Annotated in this window: 12 protein-coding genes; 1 reads left to right on the top strand and 11 read right to left on the bottom strand. The window is 36.1% G+C overall.

The features are described from left to right. Positions 1 to 412: 412 nt before the first annotated feature. The 8 genes from odhB to R2I74_RS05810 form a co-directional block, all read right to left on the bottom strand. Positions 413 to 1,609, bottom strand: coding sequence for a 2-oxoglutarate dehydrogenase complex dihydrolipoyllysine-residue succinyltransferase (gene odhB / locus R2I74_RS05845; protein WP_316354512.1), 1,197 nt, complete (start codon positions 1,607 to 1,609; stop codon positions 413 to 415). A 5-nt stretch (positions 1,610 to 1,614) separates the two neighbouring features. Then, positions 1,615 to 2,064 (bottom strand): hypothetical protein, encoded by a 450-nt coding sequence (locus tag R2I74_RS05840; protein WP_316354510.1) that lies wholly within the window; start codon positions 2,062 to 2,064, stop codon positions 1,615 to 1,617. Further along, positions 2,061 to 2,384 carry a hypothetical protein gene (locus tag R2I74_RS05835; protein ID WP_316354508.1) on the bottom strand — a complete coding sequence of 108 codons (324 nt, stop codon included), beginning with the start codon at positions 2,382 to 2,384 and terminating at the stop codon, positions 2,061 to 2,063. The genes R2I74_RS05840 and R2I74_RS05835 overlap by 4 nt, the downstream gene beginning before the upstream one ends. Before the next feature lie 348 nt (positions 2,385 to 2,732). Continuing rightward, a complete protein-coding gene (locus R2I74_RS05830) occupies positions 2,733 to 5,546 on the bottom strand; it encodes a 2-oxoglutarate dehydrogenase E1 component (protein WP_316354506.1) in 2,814 nt (937 codons plus the stop codon). Positions 5,547 to 5,846: 300 nt separating this feature from the next. Beyond that, positions 5,847 to 6,410 carry a cell cycle transcriptional regulator TrcR gene (locus tag R2I74_RS05825; RefSeq protein ID WP_316354504.1) on the bottom strand — a complete coding sequence of 188 codons (564 nt, stop codon included), beginning with the start codon at positions 6,408 to 6,410 and terminating at the stop codon, positions 5,847 to 5,849. Positions 6,411 to 6,479: 69 nt separating this feature from the next. Continuing rightward, a complete protein-coding gene (locus R2I74_RS05820) occupies positions 6,480 to 7,877 on the bottom strand; it encodes an NAD(P)(+) transhydrogenase (Re/Si-specific) subunit beta (RefSeq protein ID WP_316354503.1) in 1,398 nt (465 codons plus the stop codon). Positions 7,878 to 7,899: 22 nt separating this feature from the next. Beyond that, positions 7,900 to 8,295 (bottom strand): NAD(P) transhydrogenase subunit alpha part 2, encoded by a 396-nt coding sequence (locus tag R2I74_RS05815; RefSeq protein ID WP_316354501.1) that lies wholly within the window; start codon positions 8,293 to 8,295, stop codon positions 7,900 to 7,902. A gap of 315 nt (positions 8,296 to 8,610) precedes the next feature. Next, positions 8,611 to 9,705 carry an NAD(P) transhydrogenase subunit alpha gene (locus R2I74_RS05810; RefSeq protein WP_316354499.1) on the bottom strand — a complete coding sequence of 365 codons (1,095 nt, stop codon included), beginning with the start codon at positions 9,703 to 9,705 and terminating at the stop codon, positions 8,611 to 8,613. A gap of 240 nt (positions 9,706 to 9,945) precedes the next feature. On the opposite strand from R2I74_RS05810, the gene R2I74_RS05805 reads away from it, so the two are divergent. Beyond that, positions 9,946 to 10,584 carry an outer-membrane lipoprotein carrier protein LolA gene (locus R2I74_RS05805; RefSeq protein ID WP_316354497.1) on the top strand — a complete coding sequence of 213 codons (639 nt, stop codon included), beginning with the start codon at positions 9,946 to 9,948 and terminating at the stop codon, positions 10,582 to 10,584. Between the two features lie 16 nt (positions 10,585 to 10,600). On the opposite strand, the gene blaOXA is transcribed toward R2I74_RS05805, so the two are convergent. The 3 genes from blaOXA to rpmH form a co-directional block, all read right to left on the bottom strand. Further along, the gene (blaOXA, locus tag R2I74_RS05800) at positions 10,601 to 11,410 is read right to left on the bottom strand and encodes a class D beta-lactamase (RefSeq protein ID WP_316354495.1); all 810 of its coding nucleotides are present in this window, start codon (positions 11,408 to 11,410) and stop codon (positions 10,601 to 10,603) included. Positions 11,411 to 11,728: 318 nt separating this feature from the next. Next, on the bottom strand, positions 11,729 to 12,094 hold the full coding sequence (rnpA, locus tag R2I74_RS05795) for a ribonuclease P protein component (RefSeq protein ID WP_316354493.1): 366 nt from the start codon (positions 12,092 to 12,094) through the stop codon (positions 11,729 to 11,731). A gap of 1 nt (position 12,095) precedes the next feature. Next, complete coding sequence (gene rpmH, locus R2I74_RS05790) at positions 12,096 to 12,230, bottom strand: 50S ribosomal protein L34 (protein ID WP_316354491.1); 135 nt, start codon at positions 12,228 to 12,230, stop codon at positions 12,096 to 12,098. Between the last annotated feature and the right edge of the window lie 139 nt (positions 12,231 to 12,369).

The following is a 12,369-nucleotide window of genomic DNA, read 5'->3' as shown; positions in this document are numbered from 1 at the left end:
GCTATAATAAGAATTTAGCAACAAAAATATTGAAATACACTATAAGCATACAAATTAAAAGTAATTTTAACGAGCTCGCTAACGTGTTTTAGGTGCACTCACTCGCTAAAATTACTTTTATGCAATAGATCCGTACACAACGTAAAATGCCAATTTTAAGTTATTCTTACAATAGAACATAGAGACAAAAAATTGAAACAATGTCTATGAATTTCATACTTTGACTCTATTGCTGCTTTCTTTTTTATCCCCTAATTCAATTCATCTGACTATAGATGGATGAAGGTCAAAATTGAGACGTGCTAGGAACATCGAAGTCTGCGGAGCACAGCACACATAAGATACGTGAGCACCGCAGATCTTTGGATACGACAATAAATTCTCAATTTTCACTGAGTATAGAGAGAGAATATTATAAATTTAGTAGTAACCGCTCCGGATTCTCTATCGCTTCCTTCACTTTAATTAAAAAAGTTACTGCCTCTTTACCATCAATTATTCTATGATCATATGATAGCGCAATATACATCATTTGTCTTATTTCTACTTTACCACCTATTGCTACAGGCCTTTCCTGGGTTTTATGCAACCCTAAAATACCTGATTGCGGTGGATTAATAATAGGTGTAGATAATAATGAACCATACACTCCACCATTAGATATAGTAAAAGTACCTCCAGATAAATCAGCCATTGATAATTTACCAGCTTTGGCTTTTTTACTTAAATTCACTATTTCGGTTTCTACTCCAGCAAAGCTTAAATTATTAGCGTTACGTACTACCGGAACCACTAATCCCTGTTCTGTACCGACAGCTACTCCTATATCATAATAATTCTTATAAACTATATCATCCCCATCAATTTCTGCATTTACCGAAGGAATAGCTTTTAGCGCCTCAACAGTAGCCTTAACAAAGAAAGACATAAAGCCTAGCTTTATCCCATGTTTTTTTTCAAACTCTTCTCGGTATTTTTGTCGAAGCGTGATGACATTGGTCATGTCAATTTCATTGAAGGTAGTTAGAATTGCAGCGGTATTTTGTGAGTCTTTTAAACGTTGTGCTATAGTTTTACGTAACCTTGACATTTTAATTCGTTCAACAGCTCTATCATTAGCGCCTACTGATGGTATAGATGGAACTAGAGGTGTAGGCGCAGCAGATAGGGCTTCAATGGCATCTCCTTTGGTAATTCTTCCGCCTTTACCAGATCCACTTATATTTGCTGGATCAAGGTTATTTTCTGTAACTATTTTTTGTACAGATGGAGGTAAGGTATTTACATGATTTATTTTTTGCGTATTAACTTCAGCTATTTTATTATCGACATTCTGAGTTGTTACATTTTTAGTGGTAGCTGTTCCCGCTACACCTTCTGTAATATGTCCAACAATTTCTCCCATCGCTACCACATCACCCTGGTTTTTGACAATTTTAGATAATACTCCAGATGCCGGACTACTAACTTCCAATGTTACTTTTTCTGTTTCAAGTTCTAGCAATAACTCATCAACAGCAATTGACTCTCCTGGCTGTTTATGCCATTTAGCAATCGTTGCTTCTGTTACAGACTCTCCTAGGCTTGGTACAATAATATTAATACTCATAAACATTAACTCCTTATTCTTTTCTTGATTTTTTCTAAACATTGCACTAAAGCAGGAGTTAGTGCATGCATTATATTCAAATATTTAGCTGTAATTTCTGGCTGGTCAGGATATTCATGTGTTAAATGATTTCTGATCTCTCTCATCGATTGCCAATCATAAGCATTATCTATAATCGCTAGTTTTTCTAACTCATTTATCTTATCGATAAGGCTCATTTGTTCAACATTTTTTCCCATTTGCTCTAAAAATAATGTAAAAATCTTATTGCCAAGTAAATCCTGTAGCTTTGCAAAACGACTAGTGTATAACTCTAAAATCGGCAATTCTTCTTCAGTGATATGTTTTAACAGCTTTACAGATATAGGAAAATATGAAACCAACTTTAATCTGGCATAGTTTATTCTAACTACATGAATTTGGGCAATTTTAATACACTCAGTCAAAATCTTCATACTAGTTTTATACCTACCTTGGCAACTTCATATATTGGCAAATTATAATCCAACTTAAGTATATTTAATATAATATCTATTTTTTGCTCACCTAATAATTCCTGAAGCTCTGAGTAAAATGCGATTTTGCTATCAACAGCTATAGATACATCCTCATAAGTTGTTTCAATATAGAGATCAATATCACCGCCACGTTTACTAGGATCAACTCGTGAACCAAAAATCCATAAATGATCTTTATCAAGAAAATGTTTAATGAAAGATTGTTTTATGATCTCCAAATCTCGATCAGATAACCTGATGCCTCTACTATCATGCATGTCTTAATTTAACGTGAGTTGCCTAATTAAAATATTTTATTAACACCACAGAGGCCAGTTCCAGACGTCTGAACTTAGGGAGCTTGGCTCTCGTAGCAATCCAGTTTTTTACTTTAAATGCAAATGATCTGGATTGCTTCAGAGCTAAAGCTCTTCGCAATGACGGTCGGAACTGGATTCTGGCCGTTTTAATTGACAACTCTATAATTTCCTCCTACTTACATATAAATTAACGATGTAGACGAAGGTCAAAATTGAAGAAGTGCTAGGAGTTCCTCCGTCTGAGAAGCGCAGCGTACACTTGAGTACGTGAGCATCGCAGATTCTTCAAGAACGACAACGCAATTCTCAATTTTCACCGAGTATACTTAATAATTCTTCCTGCTCCTGATTATGCACTGATAAATAACCGACCGCAGGTGAAGCAGCTGGTTTGCGTCCAATATACTTAAACTGCTGCGCGATTTTCGCTTTGCGCAAACTATTGTTCAAATATTCCTGAACATAATTCCAGGCTCCCATATTTTGAGGCTCTTCCTGACACCATATAAATTCTGACACATTAGTATGCCTGCTTAAAATCGTCACTACATCTTCTTCCGCAAATGGATATAATTGCTCCAATCTAATAATTGCTATATCTCTAATATTTTTTGCGCTACGCTTTTCCAGTAAATCATAATATACTTTACCACTACAAAATATCAGCCGCTTAATTTGACCATTCTGTATAGTCTCATCAACCTCGTCTAGAACCGGTAAAAACTTGGTGCCAGTATCCATATCTACAAGCTTTGATACCGCCAACTTGTGTCTTAATAAAGATTTTGGCGTCATCACTATCAATGGTTTACGGATATTCCTTACTATTTGCCGACGCAACAAATGGAAAAACGAAGCTGGGGTAGTAGGGTATGCTATGATCATATTTTCTTCAGCTGCAAGCGTTAAAAATCTTTCTAGCCTAGCTGAGCTATGTTCTGGTCCTTGACCTTCAAAACCATGCGGCAGCAACACCACTAAACCACTAAACTGCAACCATTTAGTTTCACTACTAGCAATGAACTGATCAAAAATAATTTGAGCGCCATTACAAAAATCGCCAAATTGAGCTTCCCATAATACTAAATGCTTTGGATTGACTAAAGAATAACCATATTCAAAACCTAGCACTCCATATTCTGACAAATTACTATCAGCGACAAAATATTTGCCCTGAGTTGCAGTCAAATTGTTTAATGGTATATATTTAGTGTCATCAACCTGGCTATGTAATACTGAATGACGATGAGAAAACGTTCCTCGTCCACTATCCTGACCAGTTAGGCGTATCGGGATACCATCAACTAGCAAGCTGGCAAAAGCAAGTTGTTCTGCAGTCGCCCAATCTATATTAGTACCATTATTTAAATGAACAACACGCGCTTCAAACAATTTCTCTAATTTTGGATTTAAGGCAAAATCAGTTGGTGTATTACATAATTTTAAACCCAACTCCTGTAACTGCTTAATCGCTACTCCTGTAACTACTGGAGCAGCATCAGTTCTAACATAGCCAGCCCATAACCCTTGTACCCACTTATTTTCTGGGCGATAGTCCTTTACCAATGAATATTCAAGATCAAGTTTGGTTTTAAATTCAGCTCGTAACTTATCTGCATAACTTAGATCAATAACTCCTTGATCTATTAAAAGTTGCGCGTAACAACTTGCCGGCGATTGTTTGTTTTTTATAATATTATACATGGCACTTTGAGTATACATTGGCTCATCGCCTTCATTATGCCCATATTTGCGGTAACATATTATCTCAATCACCACATCTTTGCCAAAAGTTCGTTGATAATGTGTAGCAATATAAGTCGCACGTAACACAGCTTCAATATCATCACCATTAACATGCAATATTGGTGCATCTATTAATTTTGCTATTTCAGTAGAATATCGACCAGCGCGTGTATCATCAGCATTTGCCGTAAACCCTACCTGATTATTAATAACAAAATGGATAATTCCACCAATTGTATAAGGACGCAAGCTTGACATCACCAAACATTCTGCAACTATTCCTTGTCCACAAAAGGCAGCATCACCATGAATCAAAACTCCTAATACTTTCTTGCGTTCAAAATCATTTGTTAAATCCTGCTTTGCTCTAACTTTGCCTGCTACTACCGGATTCACTGCTTCTAAATGAGAAGGGTTGGGAGTTAAAGATAAATGTATCTTATGGCCATTAATATCTGTATCAGACGAATAACCCATATGGTATTTAACATCCCCTGAAACATCCAGCTCCGTGGTAAAAGCGCTATTGCCCATAAATTCTGAAAACACAGCTCGGTAAGGCTTATGCATCACTTTGGTTAAAGTACTTAGCCTACCACGATGAGCCATGCCAATTACCACTTCTCTCACCCCGCAACTTGCCGCAATATTTATCATCTGATTCAAGGCCACTACTGAGCTGTCGCCGCCTTCAATGGAAAATCTTTTAGCTCCTGGAAATTTAGTATGTAAATAATGTTCAAAACCTTCTACTTCTATCAACTCATTTAAAATTGATCGTTTATCTTGCGCAGTTAGAGTAGACTTTAACTGACTGTTTTCTATAGTTGTAAATAACCACTGTAATTCTGATAGATTCTGTATGCGTGCTACCTCAATAGCAATAGTACTACAATAAATTTTATCTAGCGCATCAACAAATTCTTTTAAAGTACAATCAGGGAAATCAATAACATTTTTATCGATCTTAAGATTATCTCCTAACTCTTCAGCGGTGAAACCAAAATATTCAATGTTTAAGCTCAGCTCAGCTTTAGTACGAGCCTTTTCCATCCCTAGCGGATCAAGTTTAGCAAGATAGTGCCCTCGACCACGATACGCATAAACCATAGCAGCTATCTTGAAATGATTATCACTTTTTGCTTCAGCTACCTTCTTGGCGCTTTGACAATCTTGCTTTTTTTCTTCTGGTAAAATAACTTTTGCGGTAGTCTTAACTGATGATTGTAGATTTGATTCTTGAAAACTCTGAAAAAAACTATGCCAATTACTATCAACTGCAGTAGGGTTAGTCAAATAAATCCGATACAGCTCTTCTATGAATACTGCATTACCAGAAAATAATAGACTTGTTTGCGCAAAATCTTTAGTCACAACTATATTCTCCTAACAAAAATCTGACTTAATTAGCTGTTTAATATTATATAAAATTGTATATTTATAAAATACTTACTAAACTATTGAATATTGTTTCGTTAGAGCTGATGCATAAGCACCTCACTCATAATAACCAATATATAGTTGTTTAGGTTGAATTAGCATAACTTTATAGCAGTCATGCTGAATTCATTTCACTAGATTCCGAACAACACAGCTGTATCCCGAAACAAGTTCGGGATGACCTTGATGATATTATGTTAATTCAACTGAACTACACTAAATAGTTGTGCGATTTTATAATTTAGAGCCTGGTTTTGGCGAAATAACTTTAATTTGTTCCATGAGGCGATCTAGCTCTATCTGACTACAGATGCCTAATAATACTGGATCGCGTGGCCGAATATTTTTGATATTCCAGTGGCTACGATCACGAATAGCCGCAATAGTAGATTTAGTAGTACCAAGTAATTTTATAATCTGATTATCTTGAATATCTGAACAGTTTTTTAATAGCCAGTAAATAGCATCCGGTTTATCTTGTCGTCTGGCTATTGGAGTATATTTGGATTGTTTTTTCTTTTTGGTTACCAACTCATACGCTACGCTCGAAGAGATCTGCAATCTCGCATTTGGGTCTTTGCTACAACGCTCGATTTCCGCTCTAGTTAATTGATTGCTGACAGATACCGGATCAACTCCCATAATTCCTCCAGCTACATCTCCATCAGCTATGCCTTTTACTTCAAGTTCATGGACTCCACAAAAATCAGCTATCTGCTTAAAAGTAAGAGTTGTATGCTCAACAAGCCATATAGCAGTTGCTTTTGGTAATATTGGTACTTTAGAATTTTGATGCATAACTTTAACTTTGAATATTTAAAACTTTAAGTAACGATAATCAGTTTCCAGACAAAAGTCAATAGACCTCTAATCTTCGTGTAGTTGCTTGACAATCTCTTCTACCACCTTCTTGGCATCACCAAATAACATTAACGTATTATCGTGATAAAATAATTCATTTTCTATACCTGCATAACCAGCAGCCATTGATCTTTTAATAAACAAAATAGTTTTTGCTTTTTCTACATCCAGTATTGGCATACCGTAAATTGGACTATTAGGATCATTCTTGGCTGCTGGATTAGTAACATCATTTGCTCCGATCACTAACACTATATCAGTATTAATAAAATCACGATTTATCTCTTCAAGCTCTAAAACTTTTTCATAATCAATATTTGCTTCAGCAAGCAAAACATTCATATGACCAGGCATTCTCCCAGCTACCGGATGTATTGCGAATCTCACTTCTATATTCCGGCGCTCCAATATATCAACCATCTCTTTAATTGCATGTTGAGACTGCGCAACAGCCATTCCATAACCAGGAACGATTATTACTGAATTTGCGTTTTGCAGCATATAAGCAGCATCTTCAGGACTGCTGCTTTTTGCTACTTTATCATGCTCTTGCGTGACATTACTATTTCCTTGCGCTTGTAAAAATGCTCCAAAAATCACTTTAATCAACGAACGATTCATCGCCTTGCACATTATATAGCTAAGTATAGCACCACTACTGCCAACCAGAGCTCCAGTGATAATTAATAAACTATTACCCAGAGTAAAACCAATACCTGCTGCAGCAAAGCCAGAATAGGAATTTAACATTGAGACCACAACCGGCATATCAGCTCCACCAACCGGTATAATCAATAATACTCCAAGCAACAGCGACAAGAACACCAATAAATTGAAGTATAAAACACTCTCTGTTTTTACGAAAAACATTATTAATATCAGCAATATTAGAGCAAGGATCATACAAACATAATGTTGTCCTTTAAATTTCATTGGCGCGGATGCCATCAAACCCTGTAATTTTGCAAATGCTACTATCGAACCACTAAACGTTACCGCGCCAATTGCTGCTCCTAGTGACATTTCTATTAACGCAGCTGCTGCCACTTCACCACTAATGCCTACTCCGAAATTTTCAGGAGAGAGCATTGCAGCATAAGCAACCAATACTGCTGCCAATCCTACCAAAGAATGAAATCCAGCAACTAATTGTGGCATTGCAGTCATGGCAATCTTTTTAGCCATATATCCTCCGATTACACCACCAGCTACAATTATCACAAGCAAAGGAACCTTGTGGATAAAATTCGGTAAATAAAAAGTGACTAACAAAGAAACTGCCATCCCGATGATGCCGATCATACTACCTTTACGAGCAGCTTTAGGCGAAGACAAACCTTTAAGTGCTAGGATAAAGCAGATCGCTGCTGCTAAATATGATAATTGAATGAATTGTAACGACATATTATTCCATCTATTTCAAAAATTATTTCTTCTTAAACATTCCAAGCATTCTTTCAGTAACAATAAAGCCGCCAAAAATATTTATTGCTGCCAAAAAAGCTGCAAAATACCCGCACACACTGGACAAACTAAAACCCTCTGGACTGGCAGCAATCATTCCACCGATAATGATAATACCTGAAATAGCATTAGTAATTGACATTAAAGGAGTATGTAATGCCGGGGTTACTTTCCAAACTACATAATAACCAACAAAACACGCTAATATGAATATTGTAATCGCAAAAATAAATGGATCAACTCCGACGTTGATTTTCTCACTACCTTGTAACGCAATATCTTTTAATGTATCAGATAGATTTTGCGCTTGCTCAGCAATAGATGAAGCTTGTTTTACAGCTATAGGCAATTGGGTCATTGTGGGTTTTACTCCAGTTAAGTGACTAAAAGTATTTTTAAAAAATATTTTAAAAGCATTGTGTTATATAATGCAGTTCCCATGCAATAAATTTATAACTGTACGAAATAACAAACATTATGCATCTCGATGTCATCCTGAACACACGAAGTCATTCCCAGCTAAGCAGGAATCCAGACAATCCACTACATTTTGCTCCTCAGCTAAGTAAAAAAGCTGGATCCCTGCTTATGCAGGGATGACACCGGTGTTTTTAATCCAACTTCGGACAGTTATAAAACAAGTTCGGGATGACCTCGGTGTTCGAGATTGTAACTAACCCCGCACCAACATTTGCTTTACTATTTCATCATCAAAATCAAATTTTCCATCTTTTATTGCATGTTCAAGAAAATTATAAAGATTTTTAGCATATAATTTTGAGCTGTCAGCTGCAATTTTGCCAGCCAAATTAGACCAACCGATAATTTTTACTCCTTTACGAATCATGACCTCATCCAGCTTCGATCCCTCAACATTGCCTCCGCTGGCAGTCGCCATATCGACAATAACTGACCCTGGTTTTATCAAATCAAGCATCTCTGAGGTAATAAGACGTGGCGCTGGTTTTCCTGGTATTTGGGCAGTAGTAATAATAATATCGTAATTTCTAATGACGCTAGCTAAAAATTGTTCCTGACCGACTTTATCTGCTTCTGACCTTTCTTTGGCATAACCAGATTTATCTTCCATATCAGAGACCACAATCTCCGGAGCTATAAATTTGGCGCCTAAGCTTTCTACCTGCTCACGAGTTATGCTTCTAACGTCATAAGCAAATACCGCAGCGCCTAGCCTCTTTGCTGTTGCTATAGCTTGTAGGCCAGCAACACCAACTCCTAAAATCAAAACCTTTGCCGGCGATATAGTACCTGCCGCGGTCATCATCATCGGAAATATTCGATCAAAATTATACGCCGCTTCTAATACTGCTCTATAACCAGCAAGATTGCTTTGCGAAGATAGTACATCCATATTCTGAGCCCTGGTAATACGCGGCACTAATTCCATGGCAATTCCACACGCCCCTTTAGCGGTCATTTTTTTCAAATAATCAAAGTTAGCGTGAGGTGATAACATTCCTAAAATGATTGCTCCAGATCTTGCGTAATCTATTTCGTTAATTTCAGCTGATAGTGGTGACGGTTGTACTTTGAGAATAATATCGGCATCAGCTAAAATCTCAAGCGCTACTGCTGATATTTGAGCTCCGGCATCAATATATAATTGATCAGCAAAACCAGCTCTGTCTCCAATATCTTTCTCTACTAAAATTACATGCCCTTTCTTGATGTATAATTTCGCTACTTCAGGCGTGATAGCTGTACGCGCTTCTAACTTAGCGCGTTCTTTTAATGCTACAATTTTCATATTAGACCTCTTGCGTAACTTCTGGTTTATAATTTTGTCATCAAAATTTGACTCCGGCTCTCATGCGATCCTCGTCTGCGCATCGAACAAAAATTCTCCAACCATTTCTAGGTTATGCAAGAGGTCTATATATTATTTTACAAAGCTTTATCTAACGACAAATTATGAGGTCTATTTGAAAAGAAGTCGATTGAAATTATAATTTTCTGCCGCTAGTATGTAAAACAAAAAATATAATCAATGCCTAAACTAGTTTTATTTCAGCTGATTTTTTGGTATTTTGGTATAGCTTATGCCGGCAGCAAAGAACAATCCACAATCAATCAATTCAAGTCTTACTTACAGACACTAAAATCAATAGCAGTTGATTTTGATCAAACCGATTCGAATGGCGTTAGTAGCAAAGGAAAATTACTAATTAGCAAACCTTATAAGTTTCGTTGCAATTATTATCCACCATTTCCAATATTGATAATAGGCAATAAAAACTATGTTTCAGTTTATGATTATGACATGGAAACTGCGAGCCGTATTAAGCCCAAGGATAATATTTTTAATTTTTTACTGACCGATGATACAGATTTTGAGCAGCATTTTCAAGTGTCATCAGTGACTGAACAAGGTCACACATTAACTGTGAAACTTTATCATGTAATTTCTGATCGTTACAGCAATATTACCTTTAACAAAGATACTCGGCAATTGCAGAAAATTGAGATATTTGAAGATGATAATATAATTACTTTAAAATTTGATCAAATGTATAAAGTATCAACTTTTGCTGAGGAATTATTCGAATTTAAAAACCCAGACATCTTTGGCCAGCCCGATAGAATGACTAAAGATGTATTAGAAAAGCATATTGTATTACAGCAATAGACCTCGCTCACAAACTCTACTTTTCTACCTTCTCAGAGAAGTTCTTTATCAATTCCAGCAATTTTTCTTTTGCAGCTGCTTTAGCTCGTGGGTCTGCATAGCTGTCTTGTTTGTCTTTATCTTCAATATAATGAGCAAAGATAATAGTGCGCTCATCTTTTTGTATCCATCCAACAAACCAGCCAATTTTATAATCTAACTTCTGCGTTCTATCTTGATTAAGCCGAGAACCGCTACCAGTTTTTCCATAAAGCTTCCAGCCATCTGGTAAATTCTCTATAAATAAGATATTTTTTGTCATGGAATGAGATTTAAGGCTTACTGGTAATTTATTGTCAACCAGCTGTTGCAAAAATTGCACTTGCTCTTCTGGTGAAATCTCCAAAGAGCTGGAAAGCCATGAATTGGTAAGGCCATTGTCCTTACCTTTATCTCCAGAAATATCTTGATTACCATAATTAAATTTTGCGATGTAATTTCTAAATTGATCCATACCAAGTTTTTGCGTTAAAACTTGCGAGTACCAAACGCAACTATGTTGCATCCAAAGACGAGGATTATGAGGCTGTTTCCAGTTGTCACGGTAATCAACATAGCCTTCCTTAAACTCCCAAGTTGGATTTTCTTCATCAACCAGGATTGCAGAATCAAATCCTATCAGACTAATAGCAATTTTGAACGTCGAGCAAGGCGAATGGCGAGATTTACAATCACCTTCTTGCTGCATGATTTTGTTATTTTCTGTAACTAAAAAGCACTTTTTATCTGCAAGCACTGAGGTGCTAAGCAATAATTCGATGCTTAAAAATAAAATTGTTTTTTTCATACTAGGTCTGTGAACAAAATTAATTTTAACTCTTTTTCTACTTAACTTAAGCCTCAATATAGACTTTTTTCTTCAAAAGATTTTAGTTGAAATGTTGAGGGGCAAAGAATAAGAAAAATTATGGAGAGGTAGGCGCCAATAAACCACCACTCTATCTTCCAAGAGGTCAATGTTTCGTTGCAGGCACTATCAGCAGCACAGTGCCTGCGGTATAGATTATCGACTATAATGCGATAATTGTCAACAATATAGCTAGGCTCTTGCGCGGAAATTTTAATATTCAAAATAACTGACGCTAGCGGCTAAATTGTTTCTGACTTAACGGTCTCGCAATGACGATTTGGTGTTTAACATATGTGACACTGTATTAACTAGTGTAGCAAATTCTACTTTGTCAAAATTTTTCTTAGGAATAAAAATGAGAGCAAGATTGATATTTAAAGAATTATAGCACGGAATAATTCTTATTAAATGTCTAATACGCCGTTTTATTTTGTTACGTATTACTGCATTACCTAGTTTTTTACTTACTTTCATTCCTAAGGAAATATGGTCAGTATATTTAGGAAGAGATGCAGAAACATTTTCTAATATTACTATAGTACAGTAAGGAGAATGTAGCCGCTGGCCTTTCTGATTTATTTTATCAAAAGCAGCTTGGTTTTTTAAAGAAGAGATAGCCAAGTTAAGCCGATAATTTTGTTCGGCCTTTAGCTCTGCGTCTTCTTAATATCTCTCTACCACCGACAGTGGCCATACGCGCTCTAAAACCGTGTCTTCTTTTTCTTACTAAATTACTTGGTTGGAATGTACGTTTCATAACACTACTTGTATTTTCATTTTAAATGAACTACCATTTCTACTCAAATTATCTTTGATTGTCAATAATAAAGATAGGTGAAGGGTGTTTAGATGATTGTTGTTTTAATATTAATTTGTTTAACAATGTTAGTTTTAGT

The organism is Candidatus Trichorickettsia mobilis, assembly GCF_963422225.1.
Classification (GTDB): Bacteria; Pseudomonadota; Alphaproteobacteria; order Rickettsiales; family Rickettsiaceae; genus Trichorickettsia; species Trichorickettsia mobilis_B.
Note: the sequence above shows the minus strand (reverse complement) of the source record. Positions and strands in the feature narration are given on the sequence as shown.